The sequence below is a fragment of the Streptomyces sp. MS06 genome, from assembly GCF_047200655.1.
In the GTDB taxonomy this organism is placed as follows: domain Bacteria; phylum Actinomycetota; class Actinomycetes; order Streptomycetales; family Streptomycetaceae; genus Streptomyces.
Window position 1 is genome coordinate 1 of the sequence record NZ_JBJZOJ010000066.1, and the last position, 24,115, is coordinate 24,115.

Consider the following 24,115-nt stretch of genomic DNA (forward strand, 5'->3'; position numbering starts at 1 on the left):
CCCCCCCCCCCCCCCCCTCCCCCCCCCGCCCCCCCCCCCCCCCCCCCCCCCGTCCGCCCCCGCTCCGGTCCCGGCCACGGCCCAGGACGGAGAACCTCCCGGAACGGAGACGGCCCCGAGGGGCGGAGGCGCCCGGACACCCACACGACCGCGGGCGCCGTACGTGAGAATCACGTCCGGCGCCCGCGGTCATGTACGTGCGCTGTGTCGCGCTCAGGCTCCCTGGGGGACTACGCGCTCTTGCGGCTGTCCCGGGGATGCACTGCCAGGTTCATCGCCCCGGAGCGGAGAACGGCAAGCCGTTCCTCGAGGACCTCTTCGAGTTCCTCACGGGTCCGCCGCTCCATCAGCATGTCCCAGTGCGTACGCGCGGGCTTCCCCTTCTTCTCCTCAGGTCCCTCGCCGTCCACGAGGAGTGCCTGGGCCCCGCAGACCTTGCACTCCCACTCCGGCGGGATCTCCGCCTCGACCGAGAAGGGCATCTCGAACCGGTGCCCCTTCTCGCATGCGTACTCCACGGCCTGGCGCGGAGCCAGGTCGATGCCGCGGTCCGTCTCGTAGCTGGTCACCACGAGGCGCGTGCCGCGAAGAGCTCGCTCACTCATGAATCGTGCCTCCCGGGCTTGTCGCCCACAGGACAGGTGTCGCTGTCGTCGTCATCCGGTCAACGTCCGGTCGGCGGTAAAGATTCCCGTTCCGAGGTCCCGTTCCGGGTCTGCGTCGCCGTCGCAGCCGCAGCCTTGTCAACCAGTGCAGTACCCACCAACGCCCGGTTTGTCACGTCTACTCACGGATATCACCCAGCGTTTCGTCATCTTTGACGTGCAGTAACGGTACGCCTGGCAGGCCAAACGCGTACACTACCGCCCTTTCGCTCCCAGTGCTAAATCCTCTCCGGAACCGGGTTGCCCGCGTCGCCGATCGCGCGCCGCACCGGCACCCGCGCGAGCAGTGCGAACCCGACGACGAAGAAGACCACCAGGGAGATGATCGCGTCCCGGTAACTACCGGTCATCTGGTACGTGAGTCCGAACAGCAGCGGGCCGAGCCAGCTCATCCCGCGGTCGCTCATCTCGTACGCGGCGAAGTACTCGGCCTCCTTGCCCGGCGGCACCAGGTGGGAGAAGAGGGACCTGGACAGCGCCTGGCTGCCGCCCAGTACCAGCCCGATCCCCGACGCCAGCACGAAGAACCACACCGGTGCCCCCGCCGGCAGGAAGTACCCGGCCCCCAGCGTGGCCGTCCAGGCGACCAGCGAGCCGAGGACGGTCCGCTTCGCGCCGTAGGCCCGGGCCAGCCGGCCCATCGCCAGTGCGCCCGCCACCGCCAGCACCTGCACCAGCAGCACCGCCCCGATCAGTGTCGACTGGCCCAGGCCCAGCTCCTCGGAACCGTAGACGGACGCCTGCGAGATCACCGTCTGGATGCCGTCGTTGTAGATCAGGTACGCCAGCAGGAAGGACAGTGTCAGCGGGTGCCGGCGCATGTTCCGGACGGTCGCCGCGAGCTGGCGCATCCCCGGCAGGGCGGCGGCCTGCCGGGCCGACGGCCGGCGGTCCCGCAGCCGCCGCAGCGGCACCAGGGTGAAGGCGCCCCACCACAGGCCGGCCGAGGCCAGGCAGATGCGCACGGCCATCGTCTCGGACAGCCCGAAGCTGTCATGGGCGAGGTACAGCACCAGGTTCGCGACCAGGACCAGCGAGCCCGCCGCGTAACCGAACGCCCAGCCGCGCGAGGACACCGCGTCGCGCTCCGCGGGCGGTGCGATCTGCGGCAGGTAGGAGTTGTAGAGCATCATCGCCACCGACTGGGCGGCGTTCGCCACGACCAGCAGGACCCCGCCGAGCAGATAGCGGTCGCCGTCCAGCAGGAACATGCCCATCGTCGCGGTGGCACCCAGGTACGCCGCCGCGCCCAGCAGGGGCTTCTTGCGGCCGGTGCGGTCCGCCGCGGCTCCGACCGCGGGCATCACCAGCACGGCCGCGATCACCGACAAAGACACCGAGTACGCGAAGAACGAACCCGCGCGCACCGGGATCCCCAGCGGGTGCACGTACCCGTCCGCGTCCGCGGCCGCCTTCGCGACCGAGGTCAGATAGGGGCCCAGGAACACGGTGAGCACGCTGGTCGAGTAGACCGAGCAAGCCCAGTCGTAGAAGTACCAGCCGCGCTGCTCGCGCCGCCGGTCCGTGGCCTCGCCGGCCACCGGTGTCCGCACGGTCTCGGTGTCCACCCCTGCCCCCGCTTCCTCGCCGAAGGTGCCGTGCGAAGGCGGTGGGCGGCTCGTCCGGGCGCTCAGACCCAGACCCCGCGCTCCTCCATGACCTTGCGCAACGTGTCGATGTGATCGGTCATGATGCCATTGACTCCGAGATCCAGGAGCCGGTGCATGGGCTCGGGCTCGTTGACGGTCCAGACGTGGACCTGGAGCCCGCGCGCATGGGCGGCGCGCACGAAGCGGCGGTCCACCACCGGGACGCCCGACTGGGTCTCGGGCACCTGCGCGGCCACCGCCGAGCGCCGCGGCGCCGCGGGCAGGCCCCAGGAGCGCAGGCGCAGGCCCAGTACGCCCCGGGTGCCGAACGACGTCGCCAGCCGGGGGCCCGCCAGCCGCTGCGCCCGCACCACCCGGGCCTCGGAGAACGAGCCGACGCAGACCCGGTCCCAGGCGTCGGTGCGCGCCACCAGGTCCAGGAAGGGGCGCAGCGCCGCCTCGGCCTTGAGGTCGACGTTCCAGCGGACCTCGGGGAAGGTCTCCAGCAGCTCCTCGAAGAGCGGCAGCGGCTCGCTGCCCGCCACCCGGGCCCCGGCGACCTCGGACCACGGCAGGTCCGCGATCCGGCCGTTGCCGTCGGTGACCCGGTCCAGGGTCGCGTCGTGGAAGGCGACGAGCCGCCCGTCCCGGGTGGCGTGCACATCGGTCTCGATGTAGCGGTAACCGGTCTCCACCGCCCTGCGGAACTGGGCGAGGGTGTTCTCCAGTCCGTCGGCGGCACCGCCCCGGTGCGCGAACGCGATCGGGCCGGGATGGTCGAGGTAGGGGTGGCGTATGCGGGTGGTCACCGACGCAGTATCGCCCGCCGCGGTGGCGCCTCGGCAACGACCCTGCTGCCTTCCGGTGCCGCGGGGACGGCGAACACCCTCAGGAACAGCTGGGCCAGCGGGCCGATCGCCAGCGCGTACAGCAGGGTGCCGATCCCGACGGTGCCGCCGAGGAGGAAACCCGACGCGACCACCGTCACCTCGATGACCGTGCGGACCGTGCGGATCGACAGCCCCAGCCGCCGGTGCAGGCCGGTCATCAGTCCGTCGCGGGGGCCCGGCCCGAAGCGCGCGGCGATGTAGAGGCCGGTCGCCGCGCCGTTGAGCACGATCCCCGACGTCATCAGCGCCGCCCGGGTCACCGGTGCGCCCTGGTCGGGCAGCACGTGCAGCACGGCGTCCAACGCGGCGCCGATCACCAGGACGTTGGAGACCGTGCCGAGGCCGGGCCGCTGGCGCAACGGGATCCACAGCAGCAGCACCGAGGCGCCCACCACGGTCAGCACCACCCCGATCGGCAGCCCGGTGTGCTCGGCCAGACCCTGGTGCAGGACGTTCCAGGGCTCCAGGCCGAGACCCGAGCGGACCAGGAGGGCCGAACTCGCGCCGTACAGCACGAGGCCGCCGTAGAGCTGGGACAGGCGTCGAACGAGATGCCGCTGCGTGGACAACGTGGACAAGGGGTGCCCCCGATGGTGTGTGTGGACTGATGCGTGACACCATGTGGCGTGTACGGGAACGTCATCCATGGCCAATTCGGGGAAGGTGGACTGATCGGCATGGCTCAGTGGACCTCGGCGGTGGGTGCCGCGCAGCTCGCCCGACTGCTCACCTCGCAGCAGGACCGGCCCCCGGGCCCCGGCTCGCGCCGCCCGCCCGCCTACCGCGCTCTCGCCGACGGCATCCGGCTGCTCGTGCTCGAGGGCCGCGTGCCGGTGGCCGCGAGGCTCCCGGCCGAACGCGAACTGGCCCTCGCGCTCACCGTCAGCCGCACCACGGTCGCCGCCGCCTACGAGGCGCTGCGCGGGGAGGGCTTCCTGGAGTCCCGGCGCGGGGCCGGCAGCTGGACGGCGGTGCCCGCCGGCAACCCGCTTCCGGCGCGCGGCCTGGAGCCGCTGCCGCCGGAGGCCCTCGGATCGATGATCGACCTGGGCTGCGCGGCGCTGCCCGCCCCCGAGCCGTGGCTCACCCGGGCCGTCCAGGGGGCGCTGGAGGAACTGCCCCCCTACGCGCACACCCACGGCGACTACCCGGCGGGGCTGCCCGCGCTGCGCGCGATGATCGCCGAGCGGTACACCGCACGCGGCATCCCGACCATGCCCGAGCAGATCATGGTGACGACCGGCGCCATGGGCGCGATCGACGCGATCTGCCACCTCTTCGCCGGGCGGGGCGAGCGCATCGCCGTGGAGTCGCCGTCCTACGCCAACATCCTCCAGCTCATGCGGGAGGCCGGCGCCCGGCTGGTGCCCGTCGCGATGGCCGAGGGGCTCTCCGGATGGGACCTGGACCGCTGGCGCCAGGTGCTGCGCGAGGCCGCGCCCCGGCTGGCCTACGTGGTCGCCGACTTCCACAACCCCACCGGTGCCCTCGCCGGGGACGACCAGCGGCGCCGGCTGGTGGAGGCGGCCCGCTCGGCCGGGACCGTGCTGGTCGCCGACGAGACGATGAGCGAGCTGTGGCTGGACGAGGAGCTGGGCGGTGCGATGCCGCGTCCGGTCTGCGGCTTCGACCCCGCCGGCTCAACCGTGATCACCGTGGGCTCCGCCAGCAAGGCCTTCTGGGCCGGAATGCGCATCGGCTGGGTGCGGGCGGCTCCGGACGTGATCCGCAGTCTGGTGGCGGCCCGGGCCTACGCCGACCTCGGCACCCCGGTGCTGGAGCAACTCGCGGTCAACTGGCTGTTCAGCACCGGAGGCTGGGAGCAGGCCCTGGCGCTGCGCCGCGAGCAGGCCCGGGAGAACCGGGAGGCGCTCGTCGCGGCGGTCCGGCGGGAGCTGCCGAGCTGGGAGTTCGAGGTGCCCGCCGGCGGGCTCACGCTGTGGGTGCGGGCCGGGGGGCTGTCCGGATCGCGGCTCGCCGAGGCGGGGGAGCGGGTCGGGGTGCGGGTCCCGTCCGGGCCCCGCTTCGGCGTCGACGGTGCCTTCGAGGGGTACGTGCGACTGCCGTTCACCGTGCAGGGCGCGGTGGCCGAGGAGGCGGCGGTGCGGCTGGCGTCCGCCGCGCGCCTGGTGGAGAGCGGGGGGACGGCGGGAGGCGAGGCGCCGCGCACCTTCGTGGCGTGAGCGTTCCCCGCGGACCCGGCCGCTGCCGCGCCGCCGGCCGGGTGGGACGGACCCGGCTGGGACGGACCCGGCTGGGACGGACCCGGCTGGGACGGACCCGGGTGGGACGGCGACGAACGGGACGGCGACGAACGGGGCGGGCCCGGAGGGGACGGCTCGGGAGCCCGGCGGCTCAGGAGCTCTCCGCGACCGCCGCCTCGGTGGGCGCCGGCACGGTCTCCCCGTCGGCGGGGGTGCTGCGCGGCGGCAGCAGCTCCAGCACCGCCTCCCGCTGCGCCGCACTGGTCGCGTCGTCGTACGGGTCGGGGGTGGCCGGCACCTGGAGGCGGTGCACCGGACCGGTCCCCAGGCGGGCGTAGCCGCGCCCGGGCGGCATGTGCGGGACGGGCGTGGTGGGCGGGCACAGCCCCAGCACGGCCTCCAGCCGGTCGGCCGTGGCCGGGCCCAGCACGACCCGCGCCCGGGTGTGCTGCCGCACCGACTCGTCGAGTGCCTCCGCGCCGTCGAACTGCTCGGCCACCACGACCGTCACGCTCGCCGGCCGGCCGTGCCGCAGCGGCATCTGGAGCAGCGTCTGCGGATCCTTGCGCCCTTCGGCCTCGGCGAGCTGGGTGAACGCGCTCGGCCGGTCGAGGAGGATCCACAGCGGCCGCTTGGTGTCGTCCGGCGGCGGGTGGCCCTCCTGGCGGGCCCGGTTGGCGGCGATGAGCCGGCGCTCCGTCTCCGCGGCGGCCCACTCCAGGCCGGCCAGGGCCCCGGACAGGCCGCACTCCACGGCCAGCACCCCGTCCCTGCCGGTCAGGCAGGAGTACTCCCCGGTGCCGCCGCCGTCCACGACCAGGACGTCGCCGTGGGACAGGGCCTGCAGCGCGAGGGAGCGCAGCAGGGTCGAGGTGCCGCTGCCCGGCTGGCCCAGCACCAGCAGGTGCGGTTCGGTGGAGCGGATCCCGGTCCGCCAGACCACGGGCGGAGCGTCGCGCTGCTCCGCGCCGTAGCCGAGCGGAAGGGTGCGCTGGACCTCGGTGGCGTCGGTGAAGCCGAGGACCGCCTCGCCGGGCGCGGTCACGAAGCGCTGGGCGGCGATGTCGGTGGGCAGCGGGGTGAGGACGGCGACGGTGAGTTCGTTGCCCTCCTCGTCCCAGGCGAAGCGGTACTCGCGGCCCCGGCCCGACTTGGCGGTCAGCAACTGCTCGATCCGGGACCGCGCCCCGGGCTCGCCGTCCGGGAAGTAGGCCGGGTAGCGGACCAGCAGCTCCGTCACGCGTCCGGTGCCGTCGAAGGCGTACGTCGGGAAGGCCTTCTCCCACTCGCCGCCGTGGGCGTAGAGCGGGGCGGGGTCGTCGGCGCCGGAGAAGTACGGCACCAGCGCCTCGTACAGCGCCTTCAGCCGCTGGGCCTGCGACTCGTCCGGGCCCTCCGGTGCCGGCGCGGGGCGGTCGCGGCCCTGCCAGGCCGCGGCCGCCATCACGGTGATGACGGCGAGCAGCGGTCCGTACGGTGCGAGCGCCACGACCAGGACCACCGAGGCGACCAGGAAGAGCAGCGGCCCGCGGCGGTCCTTCGGGGTCTCGGCCCACCTGCGCCGCCCGGCCGAGGCCAGCCGGCGCAGTCCGCGGGTGATCGTGATCAGCGGATGGAGGACATCGGTGGCGCCGTCGGCCGCCGTCCGGGCCAGCTCCCGGCTCCGGGCGATCTGTGCGCTGCCTGTGCTCAGGATGCGGGGGAGAGGGCGCCGGGCCACTGCTGCCTCCAGAGGTGCGTACGGACGGTGAGGATCCCGCGGGAGGGGTTCGGCCGGAGCCGGTCGTGCCCCTCCTGGGAGGGCGGCGTCAGAACTTGATGCCGCCGAGCAGGCTCGCCAGGCTCTCGCCGCCTGCCTTGATGCTCGGTGCGATGGCCGTGCTCGCGAGGTAGAAGCCGAACAGGGCCGAGATCAAGGCGTGCGACGCCTTCAGCCCGTCCTTGCGGAAGAAGATGAACACGACGATGCCGAGCAGTACGACGCCTGAGATGGACAGGATCATTGGGGCTCTCCTGGTGTTCGGTGGGGACAGTCACCATGAGTACTTCCAGGATCACAGCATGTATCCATACGATAAAAGGTGCAACTGGGTGAAATCTTGTCGATTTCGCCCGTTCGGTGGCCTCCGGGTTGCGCCGCCTGAGCTGCCCTGTTGCGCCCGAGGCCACTCCGGGTGATCTTTTGCCTCCGGCGGTGCCGGTCATGTGTCCCCGGAGCCAGTACGCTGGCGATTCACCCGTACGGCCGCACCGCTCGCCGCCGTGCGGCGCCACCGGCAGTTCCCATCAGTCCCCGACTGCAAGCGAGAGGCGGTCCCGCCGATGACAGAAGCCCCCGACCCCGAGGTCGTGGAGCTGGCGACCAGGATCTTCGACCTGGCCCGGCAGGGGCGGACCGAGGAGCTCGTGGCCTACGTCGACGCGGGCGTTCCGGCAGACCTCACCAACGACCGCGGCGACTCCCTGGTGATGCTCGCCGCGTACCACGGACACGCCGGCGCCGTCCGCGCCCTGCTGGACCGCGGCGCCCACGCCGACCGCGCCAACGACCGAGGGCAGACCCCCCTCGCGGGCGCCGTCTTCAAGGGCGAGGAGCAGGTCATCAAGGCCCTCCTCGAGGGCGGTGCCGACCCCGCGGCGGGCACCCCGTCGGCCGTCGACACGGCCCGCATGTTCGGCAAGACGGACCTGCTCGCACTGTTCGGCGCCCACTGATCCGAACCGGTCCGGACCGCGCGAAAGCGCCATTGACCAGCAAGAACACCGACAACGGGGGAGGCGGTGCACGGCCGCCGGAAATATCGGTCGCGGCAGGCTGAACGACCGGGTCATCATGACGTCGTGATTCACGGACGCGATGGCTGGGCAGGTGTTGCCGCACCGCGCGGACCGTGATCGGCCCGCACGGGCCACTGACGAGAGGCAGAGGAAGATGGTCTACAGCAAGCAGAAGACGGCGGGCGCTCCGACGTGTTGTCGCGCGGCCAGGTAGTGCGTGTCCTGCGGTTGCGTCGAAGCTTGATGTGAGGCTGTTTCCCATGTTCGATCCGGTCATAGCGCCCAGCGGCACCCTGCTCGGCCTGCTCCAGCGGGGCCGCGGCGACGGCACCCTGCACGCGCTCACCGCCCCGCGGGCCGAGGCGCTCGCGGCACTGAACCACTGCGTGCTGCACGACCCGCGCCGCGACTGGCAGGTGGAGAACCGCTCCCTGTACTACGCCCGCCTCTTCCTCGACCTGAACGGCGAACTCGACACGATCGAGGCCCACCTGTTCGACGTCGAGGACGCCGTCGACACCGACGAGTCGCGCACCGGCCTCGCCCTGGCCGTCCTCGGACACCTCGCCTCCTACGGCAGGCGGGACGCCCTCGCCCTGCTGCGCAGGTACGCCGCCTCCGGTTCCAACTGGGCCTGGGCGCTGGACGAGCTGGCGCTCCGGGACGACGACGCGGGACTGCGGGCCCTCGCCGGGCCCGTCCTCGCCCGGTTCGCCACCGACGCCGAGGGGGAGGCCGAGCTGGCCGCCGCCGTGCGCGACGCCTTCGAACCCCGGCCGTGGCGGCTGTGGGCCGAGGACCCGAGCGAGTCCGTCGCCGCCCGGGTGCGCGCGGCGCACGAGGCCGGCTGCTTCGACCGCTGGCAGCGGCAGATGCGTCCCACCGGGCCGCGGCCCGGATGGAGCGTGCAGGCGGTCCTCGCCTGGGCGCAGCAAGGCCTCGAACGCGGCGCCGCCCTGCACGTCCCCGCCGCCCGCTGCCTGGTCGCCGTGGCCGGCCCGCAGGACCGCCCCGAGATCGTCCGGGCCGCGCGGGACGGCAGCGAGGGAGCCCGGTGCACCGCGCTGCGCTACCTCGCCGACAGCGACGACCCGGACGTCCCGGACCTGATCGAGCGCGCCGTCGCGGACGGCACCCCCGTCGTCGTGGAGGCCGCCGTCGACGCCTTCGAACGCATGCGCAGTACGGCCGCGGTGCAGCGGGCCCGCCGCTGGGCACACCGGCCCGATCCGCTGGGCGCCGCCGCCGGGCGCGTCCTCGCCTGCCGAGGCGAGGCCCGCGACAGCGAACTGGTGCTGGGCGCCCTGCGCGAGGCCGTGCGCGGGGAGGGCTGCGACGCCCCCACCCTCTGGTGCCTCGTCGACGGCGCCGGACGCCTCGGCATCACCTGCGCCGCACCGATCCTGCGGCACGTCTACCGGGAGACCGCCTCCTCGCACCTGCGCGGCCGCTGCGCCGGCGCGCTCGCCGCCACCGACCCCTCCTTCGCCACCGGCTTCGCCGTCGAGTGCCTCTGGGACTGCGAGGAGACCACCCGCGAACTGGCCGCACGGCACGCCGAGACCGGAGACGCGCGCGTGGTGGAACGGCTGCGCCGGCTGGCTGCGGATCCGGCCGAGGAAGCGGAGGTGCAGACGGCGGTCCGCAGCCGGATCGGCCCCGACGCCCCCGCCGTGTGAACGCCCGGTGACCCCCGGGTCAGGGCGGCGTGGACGCCGTCCGACCTGCCCGGGTGGACCGCGCAACGCTCACGGGACGTTCCTCGACCGGAAAGATCGACGTTGACGCGGGCACGTCCGGCACGGCGACAACACCCCTATGCGTGTCGTCATCGTGACCGAATCCTTTCCCCCCGATGTGAACGGCGTGGCCCACTGCGCGCTCCAGACCGCCCGGCACCTCGTCGCCCGCGGTCACTCCCCGCTCGTCGTCGCGCCCGCCCCCGCTCCCGGCAGCGCACCCGACACGGCCGGACCGTGCCCCGACGTCCCCGTCGTCCGCATCCCGTCCCTCCCGCTCCCCGGCTACCCGCAGGTCCGCGTCGCGCTCCCCAGCCGGCGCCTCGCCGCGGCGCTCGCCCGGCACCGCCCCGACCTCGTCCACCTGGCCGGCCCCTTCGTCCTCGGCGTCCGCGGCATGGCGGCCGCGGCCCGGCTCGGCATCCCGGCGGTGGCCGTCTACCAGACCGACCTCGCCGGATACGCCCGCACCTACATGGGCGCCGGGGAAGCCGCCGCCTGGCGGCGGCTGCGCGCCGTCCACGGCGCCGCCGACCTCACCCTCGCCCCTTCCAGCGCGGCCCGGGACGACCTGGAGGCCCAGGGCGTGCCCCGGGTGAAGCTGTGGCCGCGAGGCGTGGACGCCGACCGCTTCCACCCCGGCCGCCGCGACGAGGCACTGCGCCGCGAACTCGCCCCCGACGGCGAGCTGATCGTCGGCTACGTCGGCCGGCTCGCCGCCGAGAAGCAGGTCGAACTCCTCGCCGAGACCTGCGCACTGCCCGGGGTGCGGGTCGTCGTGGTCGGTGACGGGCCCTCCCGGCCCGCCCTGGCCGGGGCCCTGCCCGGAGCCGTCTTCCTGGGCCGCCGCACCGGTGACGACCTCGCCCGGATCTTCGCCTCGCTGGACGTGTTCGCGCACACCGGCCCCTTCGAGACGTTCTGCCAGACGGTGCAGGAGGCCATGGCGAGCGGCGTGCCCGTCGTCGCCCCGGCCGCGGGCGGACCGCTCGACCTGGTCTCCCACGGCCGCACCGGTCTGCTGGTGCCGCCGCGGGACGCGACCGCGGTGGCCGGGGCGGTGCGCTCGCTGGCCGCCGATCCGGCGTGGCGCGCGGCCTGCGCGGCCGCCGGACGCGCCGCGGTGGAGGACCGCACCTGGACGGCGGTCGGCGACCTCCTCCTCGGCCACTACACCGACGTCCTCGACGCCCGGAAGCCGGTGATGGCGATATGACGCCCCTGCGCATCGTGCGCCTGGCGAACTTCGTCGCCCCCGCCTCCGGCGGACTGCGCACCGCACTGCGCGAACTGGGCAGGGGATTCCGGGCGGCGGGCCACGAACCGGTGCTGGTCGTGCCCGGCGAGCGGATGAGCGACCGCGACACCGAACAGGGCAGGGTGATCACCCTGCCGGGACCACTGCTCCCCGGCACCGGCGGCTACCGCGTCCTCGCCGACCGGCGGCGAGTGGCCCGGCTGCTGGAGGAACTGGCCCCCGACCGCCTGGAGGTGTCCGACCGCACCACGCTGCGGTGGACCGGCAGGTGGGCGCGGCGCGCCCGGGTGCCCGCCGTGATGGTCTCCCACGAGAGCGCGGACGGGGTGCTGCGCGCCTGGGGCCTGCCCGAGGCGGCCGCACGGCGCGCCGCCGACGCCCTCAACGCACGTACCGCGCACACGTACGCGCGTGTGGTCTGCACCACCGAGTTCGCCGAACGGGAGTTCGTCCGCATCGGCGCCCGCAACGTGGTCCGCGCCCCGCTCGGCGTCGACCTCGCGGGGCGCCACCCCGGACTGCGCGACCCCCGGGTGCGCGACCGGTTCGCCCGCCCCGACGAGACGCTGCTGGTGATGTGCTCCCGCCTCTCCGTGGAGAAACGCCCCGGCACCGCGCTCGACGCCCTCGAGGCGCTCCGGGACCGCGGAGCGCGCGCGGTACTGGTGGTGGCCGGCGACGGACCCCTGCGGCCCCGGCTGCAGCAGCGCGCGCGGGAGCGGGGACTGCCGGTCTCGTTCCTCGGGCACGTGGCCGACCGCGACGAGCTGGGCGCGCTCCAGGCGACGGCCGACGTCTGCCTGGCACCGGGGCCGGTCGAGACCTTCGGCCTCTCCGCCCTGGAGGCCCTGGCCTGCGGTACCCCCGTCGCGGTCAGCGCCTCCTCCGCGCTGCCCGAGGTGATCGGCTCGGCCGGGGTGGCGGCCGCGGACCGCGGGGAGGCGTTCGCCGAGGCCGTCGGTACGCTCCTGGCGCGCCCCGAGCACGACCGGCGGGCGGCCGCCCGCGCGCGGGCCGAGCGCTTCGGCTGGTCGGCGGCCGTCGACGCCTTCCTCGCCGCGCACGACGCGCCGGTGGGACCCCGGCGCTCCGACGCCACCGGCGATGCCGGTTCCCCCGCACGTGCCGCGGTGGCCGGAGGCCGGGGATGACTGCCCTGCGGTTCGTGGCGCTCGGTGACTCCCTCACCGAGGGGGTGGGCGATCCGGCCCGGGACGGGTGGCGCGGCTGGGCCGCGCTGCTCGCCCCGGGACTCGCCGAGGGACCGGTCGAGTTCACCAACCTCGCGGTCAGCGGGGCCCGGACCCGTGACGTGCTGGAGAGGCAACTGGCGGCCGGACTCGCCCGGCGGCCGGACGTCGCCTCGGTCGTCGTCGGCGTCAACGACACCCTGCGCCGCACCTTCGACATCCACGCCGTCGCCGCCCGCCTCGACCGGGTGTACGGGGCCTTCGCAGCCCGGGGCACCGTGCTGCTGACCGCCTGCCTGCCCGACCCGGGGGCGATGCTGGGCCTGCCGCACGCCCTGGCCCGCCCGCTCGCCCGACGCCAGCGGGCCGTGAACACCGTCGTGCACGCACTGTCCGACCGCCACCGGGCCGTCCACCTGCACGCCGGCGAGGGCGCCTGGCTCCGCGACCGCGCGCTGTGGAGCGCCGACCGGCTGCATCCCGGCGAGCGGGGGCACCGGCAACTGGCCCTGCGCTTCCACACGCTGCTGACCGCGTCGGGGCTGCCCACCGGGCCGGCCCCGACGCCCGAGCCCGGTTTCCCGGCTCCCACGAAGAGCGCCGACCTGCGGTGGCTGGCCACCGCCGGCGTCGGCTGGGTGGCCCGGAGGTGCGCCGACCTGCTGCCCCAACTGCTCGCCCTGGCCGCCGAGGAGCTGCGGCACCGGGCCCGCGGCAGCAGCGCCCTCCTGGACCTGCGGGCCTCGGCCGCGGTCTCCTCGGCCCTGGCGGCGCTGGCGGTCGGGGAACCTTCGGCGGCGGTGGCGATCGTGGGGGCGGTGGACGAGGTGCAGGCGGCGGATGGGGTGCGGACGGGGAGCGGCTGAGAGACCTCCGCGGTTCGGGGTCGGGGCCGCGGGCGGGTCCCGGGTGGCGGACCACCGGCACCGCGCGGCTCGCGAGCCCGGCCCCCGCCGCCGGCGCGGCAGGACGGCGGCACCGACCGCGCCCCGCTGCCCTGGTGCCCCGGGGGCGAGCCGGTGCCCCGGGGGCGAACCGGCGGCACGGGCCGCGCCACGCCGTCATCGGCGCCGTACCGGCACGAAACGCACCGGGGTGCCCGGCACCGCCTGCGCGGCAGCCGGGAGGTCGGCGGCGCGGACCACGCCGACCACCGGGTAACCACCGGTGGTCGGGTGGTCGTGCAGGAAGACGACGGGCCTGCCGTCCGGCGGCACCTGCACGGCACCCAGCACCATGCCCTCGCTGGCGAGTTCGCCCGCGCGGGCGCGGCGCAGGCCCCGCCCCTCGGTGCGCAGCCCGACCCGGTTGCTCGCCGCGGACACCAGATACGCCCGTGAAAGGAACTCCCGGACCGTCGCGGGCTCGAACCACCCGTCGCGCGGCCCCAGCGTCACCCGCAGCACCAGCGTGTCCGCAGGCCCCGGCTGCGGGGCGGCGTCCACGGGCACGCCCCGCCGTCCGTCCTCGGGCCCGAGCGGCAGCACCGCCCCGTCCACGAGCGGTGCCGGGCCGAGCCCGGACAGCAGGTCGGTGGAGCGGCTGCCGAGCACCGGCTCCACGGCGACTCCGCCCAAGACGGCGAGGTAGCTGCGTACACCGCGTACAGCGGCCCCCACGTCCAGCACCGCCCCGGCGGGCACCCGCACGGGGGCGCCCCAGGCGGCCGGCCGGCCGTCCACGGTGACGGGGCAGGGGGCGCCGGTCACCGCCGCGGTGACCGGCGAACGCGGACGCACGGCGCAGCCGCTGAGCGTGGTCTCCAGGACCGCCGCGTCGGCGGAGTTGCCGGCCAGCCGGTTGGCGAGCGCCGCCGCGGGCCCGTCCAGCGCGCCGGAGCGGGGCACCCCGAGATGGGCGTGCCCCCGCCGTCCGCGGTCCTGCACGGTGGTCAGCGCACCGGCCCGCACCACCGCGAGCGCACGGTCCGTCACACCGCCCCCGTCCGCGAGCCGCCCGGCAGGTCGCCGCCCACCGGGACGAAGCGGACCCGCGTGCCCGGCGCCAGCAGCGCGGCGGGCACCCGTGCCTGGTCCCACAGCACCGCGTCGGTCGAACCGATCAGCTGCCAGCCGCCCGGCGAGGCACTCGGGTACACGCCCGTGTACGGACCCGCGAGCGCGACCGCGCCGGCCGGGACCGCGGTGCGCGGGGTGTCCCGGCGCGGCACCGCGTACCGCGCCGGGAGGCCGGTGAGGTAGCCGAAGCCGGGGGCGAAGCCGCAGAAGGCGACGCGGAAGTCGGTGGCCGCGTGGATGTCCGCCACCTCCCGCTCGGCGACGCCCCAGTGGGCGGCGACGTCGGCCAGGTCGGGACCGTCGTACCGCACCGGTAGCCGCACCGCCTCCGGTGAACGCCCCGGCGCCGGCGGGATCCGGACCGCGGTCAGCTCCGCGGTGAGCCGCGCCGGATCGGCGACGCCGTCCAGGAGCACGGTGCGGGCCCCGGGCACGATCTCCCCGGCGGTGAGCAGGCCCGCCGCGCGCCGACGCAGCAGTTCGGCGTGCAGAGCCTCGGCCCGGGCCGGGGAGGACACCTCGACCAGCAGCGCGTCGTCGCCGACCGGCAGCACCCTCATGCGAAGGCCTCCACCCGCAGGCCCGAGGCCTCCAGCCTGGCCCGGACCCGGCGGGCCAGTTCCACCGCGCCCGGAGTGTCCCCGTGCAGGCACAGGGAACGCGCGCGCACCGCGATCGTCGCCCCGCAGTGCGCGGTGACCGCCCCGAACCGGGCCAGGCTCACCGAGCGCTCCACCACCGCCTCGGGATCGGTCACGAGCGCGCCCCGCCGGTCACGCGGCACCAGCGTGCCCCGCTCGGTGTACGCACGGTCCGCGAACGCCTCCGGGACGACCGGCAGCCCGGCCTTGGCCGCCAGTTCCAGCAGCCGCGAGCCGGGCAGTCCCAGCACGGGCAGCGCAGCGTCGGCGAGCAGGATCCCGTCCACCACCGCCCCGGCCTGCTCCTCGTCGCCGACCACGCGGTGGTAGAGCGCCCCGTGCGGCTTGACGTACGCCACGCGGGTGCCCGCCGCGCGCGCGAAGACCTCCAGCGCGCCGATCTGGTACGCCACCTCGGCGGCCAGTTCGGCGGGCGGCACGTCCATGGCGCGCCGCCCGAACCCCGCCAGGTCGCGGTAGGAGACCTGCGCGCCGACGCGCACCCCGCGGCCGGCCGCCAGCTCGCACACGCGCCGCATGGTGGACGCGTCCCCCGCGTGGAATCCGCAGGCCACGTTGGCGCTGGTGACGACGGACAGCAACTGCTCGTCGTCGGTCAGCCGCCAGCGTCCGAAGCCCTCGCCGAGATCGGCGTTCAGGTCGATCGACGGGGTGGCTGCTCGATGGTCGCTGCTCAGGGCTGCCTCCTTCTCCGGCCGTGGCACGCCCGCCACGGCACGTCGGCCGCACCGCGTCAGGGCGCGGTACTTCTCGGTGCGGGCGCCGGTGGGGACCTCCGGCGCGGCGCGGCCGCGACGGGCCGGCCGGCCTGTGACCGCGGGCCCGCGGCCGGTGATCCGTACGCCGCCTGCGGTTCGCCGCCTGCGGGTCCGAGGATCCGCGGCTTCGTGCGCCCGTCCGGAACGCCGGGTGCCGTCCGGTGCGACGTCCCCGGGGATGCACGGGATGCACGGGGTGCACGGGGTGCACGGGATGCACGGGGTGCACGGGGTCTGCCGGGGCCGGGCCGAGGTCGTCGGCGCGGACCCCGAGAGGTCGCCGCAGTGTACGGGCCCGCCGCGCACCCGCGGGAGGGGGCCGCATCTCCCGCGGGTGCGCGGACCGCGGCGCCGGCCGGCCGCGGCCCCCGCCCACAGGGGGCCGATCCGCGCCGTTTGGGTCGTTGTCGGACGGAGGACCTAGTCTGTGCACCGTGACTTCGCCTGCATCGACGGACAGCAGTCCGCCCCAGCTCAGCGCGGGGCCGCGCCCCGCGCCGGGGCCGGCCGCCGACGAGGGGCTGGCGCGGCGGCTGCGCGCGCTCGCCTGCACGGCTCCGATCCACGACCTCGACGCCCGCAAGGCCAACCTCGCCGGCGAGTACTCGGTGTACGGCATGGCGGAGCTCGCGCTGGCCGCGATCGACCTGGTCACCCTCAACATGGACTTCGACACCGGCGCCGACCACGACCAGATAGTGGCCCGGCTGCTGCCGCGCATCGCCGCCCAGGCGTCCCGCCGCCCGGTCGCCGAGCACGAACGCGTGGCCCGCTGGGTCCTGGAGAACCTGATCAACGTCGGCAGCGTCGACCGAGGCTTCCGCGCCGTGTACGGCACGTTCGCGGCCGACGGCTCGTACGTCCGCCGCGACTACGACTTCAAGCTGATCGAGGAGGTGCCGGGACCGGGCGGATCGGTCTACCTCCGCACCACCGACGAGGCGGTCAACGTCCTGGTCGGCGCCCTCGACACCGACGTCACCAGCGCGCAGATCGCCGCCGAGGTCAAACTCGAGGTGCTGATCAGCCGCGGCCGGCTGGCCGACGCGCAACTCGCCGCCGAGCAGGCCCGCTACCGCACCGTGCAGTACTCGGAGACACTGCGCAGAGCCCTGGAGGCCACCCGCCGCAACGTCCGCGCGGTGGACTGGCTCAGCACCGTGCCCGACATGATCGCCGAGGCGCTCGACCACGTGGCCGACCGCTACCGCCACGAGAACGCGATCCTCACCAACATCCGCAAGGCCCGCGACGAGACCGAGGACCCGGGGCACAAGCGGCGAGCCGCCGAACTGGTGGACATCGTCAAGGACTGCATCCGCCGCCACACGCAGCTGCAGTCCCGCCTGCTGGAGGCCGGCCCCCTGTTCCGCGCCGAGCAGGACCGGCAGGCCTTCGCCACGCCCGCGGCGACCTCGGGCACGGACCTGTACGGCCACCTCCTCGCACCGGCCCTGCCGCTCCCGCTGGAACAGGCGACCCGGGTCACCGACGCCTGGTTCACACACGCGACCGGCCTGCGCACCCCCGTGTCCGTACGGCTCGCCGACCTCGTCGACCTCCTGCTCACCCCGCCCGTCGAGCGCGAGCACCTCGGCGCCGAGATGCCCGAACCGGACCTCGTCGCCACGCCCGACGACAGCCGCTTCAGCGAGGAGCAACTGGCCGCCGCCCGGGCGCTGCTCGACCTGCCCGCGGACGCCCCGCGCCGACTGTCCGGCCTGCTCGCCGAGGCCCGCCGCAAGGATCCCGACCTGCCGTACCTGCTCGCCCTGCTCGCCGTGCACGCCGCCAGTCCGCCGGTGGGGACCGCCTACCGGCAGGGCGAGGGGAAGCTGCTGTTCGCCGTGGACGACGGGACCGAGCTGGACGATCCCGAGTTCGGCGGTGCCGACCTGATAGTAGGCACCGCGCTGCTGGACGCCGCCGGGATGGCGGCCGACCGGACGGACACCGCATGAGACCGCAGAAGACCCCCACGAGTGAGCGACACCGCGACCATGAGTGAGCACCACCGCGACAAGGAGCCCCGACCGTGACCGACGCCGAGTGGAGTGAACCGGAGGCCGCCCCGCCGGCGACCGCCTCCGTCACGCCCGCCGACGCCGCCGACGCCGCGCGGCTCGTCGCCTTCGGCCTGCAGCCCAAGCTCCAGCCCGCCCGCGACCAGGAGTACGCCGAACTGCTGCGCCGCCACCGCGAGGACCCGCCCTTCGCCCGGCTCGCGGACGCCGTCGCCGCCGGCCTCGGCCTGGTCGTCCTGGAGGTGTCCCCGCGGGCCGGCATGGCCGTGACGGCCGCCGAGGACTCCGTGTTCGCCGTCCGCATGGGCGACTACGCGCGTCGCACGTCCGCCGACTCCGCAGACCGCTTCCTGCACGGCCTCGCCCATCTCGCCGTCGCCGCCCTCGCCTTCCCGCGCCCGGAGGACCTCGCCGACGACGGCTACATCGGCCGGGTCACCGTCAACGGCGTCGACGCCTTCGTACGCCAGGCCTGCCGCCGGCTGGAGGAGCGCGCCGAGGAACAGGGCGAGAACACCGACCCGGCCACCGGAGCGCCGGGGCTGGAGGCGGCCTGGCGGATCTGGGTCCGCCGCAGCGCCACCGGTGCCACCAAGGACGCCCGCCGCCTGGCCGGCTCCACCACCGGCATCGTCGGCAAGGCCGCCGCCTTCCTCACCGACTCCGGTTTCCTGCAGCGCACCGGCGACGACCACGGCGGCACCTACCGCACCACGGCCCGCTACCAACTCCAGGTCCGCGACATGGCCGGCAGCGCCGCCCTGGCCGAACTGCTCGAACTGGGCGTCGTCCCGGTCACCGACGGTACGGCGACCCTGCTGCCCGCCGACGGGGCCGACGACCTCGACCTGGTGGCCGACGCCGGGCTGCCGTTCCACTCCTGACCGCCCGGGCCCCGGCCCCCGGGCGAACCACCGCACCGCACCTTCTCCGAAGACTGACGAGAGTCCGCCATGTACGAGCTGTCCCGGGTCCGCCTCTACTCCATCGGTCCCGCCGGTGCCCGCTACGCCGACACCGTGCTTGACCTGCGTGGCGTGGGCGAGCCCGTGCCCGACCCCGCGCCCGCGCAGGCGGAGTTCTTCGAGGAGGAGCCCGTCGGCCCGCCGCGCCGGCCCGCCCCGGCCGGGGTGCTCTTCCTGGAGAACGGCGGCGGCAAGTCAGTCCTGCTCAAGCTGATCTTCTCGGTGATGCTGCCGGGCCACCGCAACACCCTCGGCGGCGCCAGCTCCGGCGTGCTGCGCAAGTTCCTGCTCGCCGACGACTGCGGGCACGTGGCCCTGGAATGGCAGCACGTGCAGACCGGCGAGTGCGTGGTGGTCGGCAAGGTCAGCGAGTGGCGCGGCCGCCAGGTGTCCAACGACCCGCGGAAGTTCGCCGAGGCCTGGTACTCCTTCCGGCCCGGACCCGGGCTGACCCTGGACAACCTGCCGGTCGCCGAGGCGACCTCCGTGCGGCCGCCCGTCGAGGGCGTCTCCGGCGCGCAGGGCAGGCGCCGCACCATGAAGGGCTTCCGGGACGCGCTCACCGAGGCCGTCAAGACCTACCCGTACCTGGAAGTGCACTGGGAGGACATCCACGAACGCTGGACCGAACACCTGGGCGACCTCGGCCTGGACCCCGAACTCTTCCGCTACCAGCGGGAGATGAACGCCGACGAGGGCGAGGCCGCCGGCCTGTTCGCCGTCAAGAAGGACGCGGACTTCACCGACCTGCTGCTGCGCGCCGTCACCGACACCCGCGACACCGACGGCCTCGCGGACCTGGTCAGCGGCTTCGGTCACAAGCTCGGCCGGCGCGCCGAACTCATCGCCGAACGCGACTTCACCGCCGGCTCGGTCGACCTGCTCGGCCGGATCGTCGAAGCCGCCGAGGCCCGCGCCCGCGCCCGGGAGATCCACACCGGGGCCGAGCGCCGCACCCGCACCCTGGCCCGCAGGCTGTCCGCGCGGGCGGTGCGGGAGCGCCACCGCGCCACCGACCTCGCCCAGCGGGTCACCGCCGCCGCCTACGCCGTCACCCACTGTGAGGGTGCCCGCGAGCGCAGCGCCCTGATCGCCGCCGAACTGGCCTACCGGCACGCTTCGCTGGCGCTCTCCGCGGCGGAGAAGTCCGCCGCCGCCCAGAAGCGCGAACTGGCCGACGCGCGCACCCTGCACTCCGCGTGGCAGGCCGCCGAGGCCGTGCTCCGCCACCGTGCCGCCGCGGACCGCGTCGCCCGGGTGTCCACCGCGATCCAGGAGGCCGAACGCGACGCGGCGCCCGCCCTCGCCGCAAGGACCCGGGCCGCCACCGACCTCGTCCGCGCGCTGCACGCGGCCGCCGACGGCGCCGAGCGCCTCGCCAACGAGGAGGAAGCACGTTCGGCCGCGCTGCAGCAGGCCGGCGAGGCGGCCCACCAGGACTCCACCACCGCCGCCACCGAGGCCCAGCGCGCCCGCAGCGAGGCCGGGCACCTGCGCCAGCGCCTCGCCGAGGTCGAGCAGGAGACCGCCGAGGCGGTGCGCGCGGGCTGGCTGGACGACAGCACACCCGACGCCGACCCGGCCCGGGCGGCGCTCGCGGCCAGCGATGCGGAGAAGAGCGCCGTCGAGGCCTGGGACGCGGCACGGGAGGCCTCACGCCGAGCCACCGAGCACGCCCGCGAGGCGGCTTCCGCGGAGTCCCGCGCCGAACTGACCGCGGCGCGGGCCGCGGACGCCGCCGCGGCGGCCGAGCGCCTGCACGACGCCGAACGCCGCACCGCCGGCGCCCTGGCCCGCGAGGAACGCCTCGCGGACCTGCTGGGCCTCGCCGACCGCACGTCCGTGATCCCGCAGCCCCGGCGGTCGCAGCCCGGCGACGGCAGCGGTGTCCTCGACCCCGAGGGACTGGACCGCTTCGCCGACGAACTCCGCGAAGTCCTCGACGACGCCGTCTCCTCCGCCGAACGCCAGCTCTTCGAACTCCGGACGGCCGCCGCCGACGACGCCCGCATCCTGGGCGCGCTCGGCGACGGCGGGCTGCTGCCCGCAGGCCCCGACGTGCTGGCCACCGTGGAGTTCCTCGGCGAGCACGGCATCCCCGCCCTGCCCGGCTGGCGCTACCTGGCGCAGGCCGTCGACCCGGCCGACCACGCGCGAGTCCTGGCGGCCCGGCCGGAACTGGTCGACGGGGTGATCATCACCGACCCGGACGCCCATGTCCGTGCCCGCGAGGCGCTGGGCGAGGCCGCGCTGCTGCCCCGGTCCGCCGTCGCGGTCGGCACCGCCGCCGCCCTCCTCGCCCCGGCGCCCACCGGGGACAGCGACGCGGTCTTCCTCGTACCGCCGAACCCGGCCATGCACGACGAGCACGCCGCCGACGAGGAGCGGCAGGCGCTGCGCGCCCGGGCCGCCGACCGCGACGAGGACATCCGGGCGCTCGCGGCCCGACTCGGCAAGGACCGGGAGCTCGCCGCACGGCTCGCCTCCTGGCGCACCGGCTGCCCCGCCGGACGGCTGGCCGAACTGGCCGAGGCCGCTCGGCAGGCCCGCGGCTTCGCCGAGGAGGCCGATGCCGAACTGACCGAGGCGCGCACCGCCCGGGCCGAGCTGGAGGAAGCCTCCGCCGAGGCAGCCCGGGTCCGCGACGAGCGGCAGGAGGCCGCCCAGCGGGCCCGACGTGCCGCGGACGCACTGGCCGGCCTCGCCTTCCGGCTCCGCGAGCGGGCCGGCTGGCAGGCCAGGACGCGCGAACTCGCCGACGAGTCGGCCGAGTCCGAGGCCCGCGCGCAGACCTGCCGGGAACGCGCCCGGGCCGCCGACGAGGACCGCCGCGCCGCACAGCGCGCCGCGGACGACGCCCGGCGCACCGCCCGCGCACTGCGGGCGGAGCGCGCCGAGATCGCCGGCGCCCCCGACGACGTGCCGGAGACCGCGCGAGAGCAGGGTGACGGCGCACCCGAGGGGTACCTACCGGCGCTGCGGGAGGCCTACCGGGCCGCCTCTCAGGTGTACGAGAAGGTCGGCGTCGGCGCGGACCTGCGCGCGGAGCAGGCCCGCGCGGAGAGCGACGAGAGTGCCGCCCGGTCCGAGCTGGACCGGCTCAGCAATCGGGTCCGCACCCGCGCGGAGCACCTCCTCGCCTCCCCGGACGGCGCCGACGGCCCGTCCCGGCAGGCTGCCGCCGCCCGCGCGGAGGAACTGGTGCAGCTGCTGGAGACGCGCATGTCGCACGCCAGCGAGCAACTCGGCAGGCTGCGCGGCGAGGCCGAGCGGCACGCCCCCGAGGACGGTGCGGCGCACACCGAGCTGCCCCAGGACGGGGAGCCCCGGGACGCCGAGCACGCACAGGAGCTGCTGCGCACGGCCACCGCCGAACTCACCTCCCGCACCGAAGCCCTGGCCGGAGCCCGGGAGGCGCACGCCGAACTTCTGCAGACCCACCGCCTGGCCGAGGACGCCGCCGGCGGGTTCGACGAGACCGCCGCGCTCCTCCGCGACCTGCTGCGGGAACACCCGTCCGAGGACGAGCGGGAGGACGTGGATCCGTACCCGGGCACGCTGGAGGAGGCCCGCCGGTCCGCGGGGGAGGCCCGCCGCTCGCTGCGGGGGTGTGCCGCCGACCTGTCCGCCGCCGAGGCCGCCGTGCGCGAGGCCTCCGACGTACTCGTCCGACACGCCAACTCCACCCGCTACGAGCAGGTGCGCACCCCCGCCCGGCAGCAGATCCGCGAACTGCCCGCGTCCGCGCTGCCCGAGCACGCCCGCGACTGGGCCGATGCCTTCGCGCCCCGGCTTCGGGTGCTCGGCGACGAACTGGCCCAGCTGGAACGCAACCGCGACTCGATCGTGGACCGGCTGCGCGGTCTCGTGGAGTCGGCACTGGCCACCCTGCGCTCCGCGCAGCGGCTGTCCCGCCTGCCCGAGGGTCTCGGCGAGTGGTCGGGACAGGAGTTCCTGCGCATCCGCTTCGAGGAGCCGGACCAGGCGACCCTCACCGAACGTCTCGGCGAGGTCATCGACGAGGCCACCCGCGCCGCCGTGAAGAAGAACTCCGACCTGCGGCGCGACGGAATGTCCCTGCTGCTGAGGGGGGTCGGGGCCGCCCTCCAGCCCAAGGGCGTCGCCGTGGAGATCCTCAAACCGGACGCCGTGCTTCGTGCCGAGCGCGTTCCCGTGGGGCAGATGGGCGATGTGTTCTCCGGCGGGCAGCTGCTCACCGCGGCGATCGCCCTGTACTGCACGATGGCCGCCCTGCGCTCCAACGACCGCGGCCGGGACCGGCACCGGCACGCCGGAACCCTCTTCCTGGACAACCCGATCGGCCGTGCCAACGCCACCTACCTGCTCGAACTCCAGCGGGCGGTGTCGGACGCCCTCGGAGTCCAACTGCTCTACACCACCGGCCTCTTCGACACGACGGCGCTGGCGGAGTTCCCCCTGGTCATCAGACTGCGCAACGACGCCGACCTGCGTGCGGGGCTCAAGTACATCAGCGTGGAGGAGCACCTGAGGCCCGGACTGCCGCGGGAGACGTCCGCCGACGAGGCGGCGCACAGCGAGATCACGGCGACCCGGATGTTCAAGCGGCCCGTGGCGGCCGCCCCGTAGCGCGGGCGGTCCCGGCGCGCAGCGCCCGACGGGCGGCGCGGTTCGGGAGCCGTGGAGCCGTGCAGCCGTAGCGGAAGCGGAGCGCCGTACGCCGCCCTCCGGCGGCCCGTACCGCGCTCCGCCCGCATCACGGACGGGGCGCCCGCATCACGGATGGGAGAGACGTCCGCGGCCGGCCCGCCGGCGTATCCGCTCCCGCTCCCGCTCGGCCACCCGCGCCCGCCGGCGGGCCCTGCGCCGCTCCCGGCGCAGCGCACGCGCGGTGCTGCTGGGCGTCGACACGACCCCGTTGCGCTGGTTCCACACCTGCCGGGTCACCCAGACGTCCAGAACGCCCCAGGTGGCCACCACCGTGCCGGCGATACCGCCGAGCACCATCGGGAAGGCCAGCCAGGAGCCGGCCAGGGTGCACAGGACGGCGACCATCGCCTGCACCAGCGTCAGGGACGCGATGAGCACCGCCCGTACGGCCGCCGTGCGCACGGGGTCCGGCATGCGCCGGCGCGGCGCGGGCTCCTCGATCCACAGCGGCCGGGCGGGCGCACCGCCGCGCGGTCCGCCGCCCGACGCGCGCCACCGCGTTCCCGCGCCGCCGCGTTCCGGCTCCCCGTGGTGTCGCTGCGCCGCCGGGCGTGCGGTCCACCGGCCCTCGGGCTCCCGGTACCGCTCCCTCGCGCCCGTCACCATGCCCCTCTCCCCACTGCCGTCCCACCGCTCCCTGCCATACCGGAAGGCCCCCGTCCCCCTTGGCTGCCCGGATTGGGCCG

General features: G+C 75.5%; 19 protein-coding genes. 9 read left to right on the forward strand and 10 right to left on the reverse strand.

Going from position 1 to position 24,115, the window contains the following annotated elements:
- Positions 1-230: 230 nt before the first annotated feature.
- The 4 genes from ACL02U_RS27555 to ACL02U_RS27570 form a co-directional block, all read right to left on the reverse strand.
- Positions 231-605 (reverse strand): RNA polymerase-binding protein RbpA, encoded by a 375-nt coding sequence (locus tag ACL02U_RS27555; RefSeq protein WP_412793670.1) that lies wholly within the window; start codon positions 603-605, stop codon positions 231-233.
- Positions 606-883: 278 nt separating this feature from the next.
- Positions 884-2,233 carry an MFS transporter gene (locus ACL02U_RS27560; RefSeq protein ID WP_412793671.1) on the reverse strand — a complete coding sequence of 450 codons (1,350 nt, stop codon included), beginning with the start codon at positions 2,231-2,233 and terminating at the stop codon, positions 884-886.
- A gap of 62 nt (positions 2,234-2,295) precedes the next feature.
- Entirely contained in the window at positions 2,296-3,063 is a 768-nt protein-coding gene (locus tag ACL02U_RS27565) for a glycerophosphodiester phosphodiesterase (protein ID WP_412793672.1), read from the reverse strand.
- On the reverse strand, positions 3,060-3,713 hold the full coding sequence (locus tag ACL02U_RS27570; protein WP_412793698.1) for a YczE/YyaS/YitT family protein: 654 nt from the start codon (positions 3,711-3,713) through the stop codon (positions 3,060-3,062). Before ACL02U_RS27570 ends, ACL02U_RS27565 begins: the two co-directional genes overlap by 4 nt.
- 108 nt (positions 3,714-3,821) lie before the next feature.
- Here ACL02U_RS27570 and ACL02U_RS27575 point away from each other — a divergent pair, with 108 nt between their 5' ends.
- Positions 3,822-5,327 carry a PLP-dependent aminotransferase family protein gene (locus ACL02U_RS27575; protein ID WP_412793673.1) on the forward strand — a complete coding sequence of 502 codons (1,506 nt, stop codon included), beginning with the start codon at positions 3,822-3,824 and terminating at the stop codon, positions 5,325-5,327.
- 172 nt (positions 5,328-5,499) lie between these two features.
- On the opposite strand, the gene ACL02U_RS27580 is transcribed toward ACL02U_RS27575, so the two are convergent.
- Both ACL02U_RS27580 and ACL02U_RS27585 read right to left on the reverse strand, forming a co-directional pair.
- Positions 5,500-7,068, reverse strand: a complete 1,569-nt coding sequence (locus ACL02U_RS27580; protein WP_412793674.1) for a hypothetical protein — start codon at positions 7,066-7,068, stop codon at positions 5,500-5,502.
- Between the two features lie 88 nt (positions 7,069-7,156).
- Positions 7,157-7,351: a hypothetical protein gene (locus ACL02U_RS27585; protein WP_007380617.1), complete on the reverse strand. Its 195-nt coding sequence runs from the start codon at positions 7,349-7,351 to the stop codon at positions 7,157-7,159.
- A 319-nt stretch (positions 7,352-7,670) separates the two neighbouring features.
- Between ACL02U_RS27585 and ACL02U_RS27590 the strand changes: the two genes are divergently transcribed.
- The 5 genes from ACL02U_RS27590 to ACL02U_RS27610 all read left to right on the forward strand — a co-directional run bounded on the left by ACL02U_RS27590 (position 7,671) and on the right by ACL02U_RS27610 (position 13,179).
- Positions 7,671-8,063 (forward strand): ankyrin repeat domain-containing protein, encoded by a 393-nt coding sequence (locus ACL02U_RS27590; RefSeq protein WP_412793675.1) that lies wholly within the window; start codon positions 7,671-7,673, stop codon positions 8,061-8,063.
- A gap of 323 nt (positions 8,064-8,386) precedes the next feature.
- Positions 8,387-9,805: a HEAT repeat domain-containing protein gene (locus ACL02U_RS27595; RefSeq protein WP_412793676.1), complete on the forward strand. Its 1,419-nt coding sequence runs from the start codon at positions 8,387-8,389 to the stop codon at positions 9,803-9,805.
- A 139-nt stretch (positions 9,806-9,944) separates the two neighbouring features.
- Positions 9,945-11,081: a glycosyltransferase family 4 protein gene (locus ACL02U_RS27600; RefSeq protein WP_412793677.1), complete on the forward strand. Its 1,137-nt coding sequence runs from the start codon at positions 9,945-9,947 to the stop codon at positions 11,079-11,081.
- Positions 11,078-12,274: a glycosyltransferase gene (locus ACL02U_RS27605; RefSeq protein ID WP_412793678.1), complete on the forward strand. Its 1,197-nt coding sequence runs from the start codon at positions 11,078-11,080 to the stop codon at positions 12,272-12,274. Before ACL02U_RS27600 ends, ACL02U_RS27605 begins: the two co-directional genes overlap by 4 nt.
- On the forward strand, positions 12,271-13,179 hold the full coding sequence (locus ACL02U_RS27610) for an SGNH/GDSL hydrolase family protein (protein WP_412793679.1): 909 nt from the start codon (positions 12,271-12,273) through the stop codon (positions 13,177-13,179). The genes ACL02U_RS27605 and ACL02U_RS27610 overlap by 4 nt, the downstream gene beginning before the upstream one ends.
- A gap of 195 nt (positions 13,180-13,374) precedes the next feature.
- Here the strand turns inward: ACL02U_RS27610 and ACL02U_RS27615 are convergent, their stop codons facing one another.
- From ACL02U_RS27615 to ACL02U_RS27625, 3 genes are read right to left on the reverse strand one after another with little or no spacing between them, the layout of a single operon-like run.
- On the reverse strand, positions 13,375-14,247 hold the full coding sequence (locus tag ACL02U_RS27615; protein ID WP_412793680.1) for a biotin-dependent carboxyltransferase family protein: 873 nt from the start codon (positions 14,245-14,247) through the stop codon (positions 13,375-13,377).
- Positions 14,244-14,891, reverse strand: coding sequence for a 5-oxoprolinase subunit B family protein (locus ACL02U_RS27620; protein ID WP_412793681.1), 648 nt, complete (start codon positions 14,889-14,891; stop codon positions 14,244-14,246). The genes ACL02U_RS27615 and ACL02U_RS27620 overlap by 4 nt, the downstream gene beginning before the upstream one ends.
- A complete protein-coding gene (locus ACL02U_RS27625; protein WP_412793682.1) occupies positions 14,888-15,697 on the reverse strand; it encodes a LamB/YcsF family protein in 810 nt (269 codons plus the stop codon). Before ACL02U_RS27625 ends, ACL02U_RS27620 begins: the two co-directional genes overlap by 4 nt.
- A 488-nt stretch (positions 15,698-16,185) precedes the next feature.
- Between ACL02U_RS27625 and ACL02U_RS27630 the strand changes: the two genes are divergently transcribed.
- The 3 genes from ACL02U_RS27630 (at position 16,186) to ACL02U_RS27640 (ending at position 23,348) form a co-directional block, all read left to right on the forward strand.
- Positions 16,186-17,712 carry a hypothetical protein gene (locus ACL02U_RS27630; protein ID WP_412793683.1) on the forward strand — a complete coding sequence of 509 codons (1,527 nt, stop codon included), beginning with the start codon at positions 16,186-16,188 and terminating at the stop codon, positions 17,710-17,712.
- 74 nt (positions 17,713-17,786) lie between these two features.
- Positions 17,787-18,659, forward strand: coding sequence for a hypothetical protein (locus ACL02U_RS27635; RefSeq protein ID WP_412793684.1), 873 nt, complete (start codon positions 17,787-17,789; stop codon positions 18,657-18,659).
- Between the two features lie 69 nt (positions 18,660-18,728).
- Positions 18,729-23,348 carry a hypothetical protein gene (locus ACL02U_RS27640; RefSeq protein WP_412793685.1) on the forward strand — a complete coding sequence of 1,540 codons (4,620 nt, stop codon included), beginning with the start codon at positions 18,729-18,731 and terminating at the stop codon, positions 23,346-23,348.
- 147 nt (positions 23,349-23,495) lie between these two features.
- On the opposite strand, the gene ACL02U_RS27645 is transcribed toward ACL02U_RS27640, so the two are convergent.
- Entirely contained in the window at positions 23,496-24,035 is a 540-nt protein-coding gene (locus ACL02U_RS27645; protein WP_412793686.1) for a hypothetical protein, read from the reverse strand.
- Between the last annotated feature and the right edge of the window lie 80 nt (positions 24,036-24,115).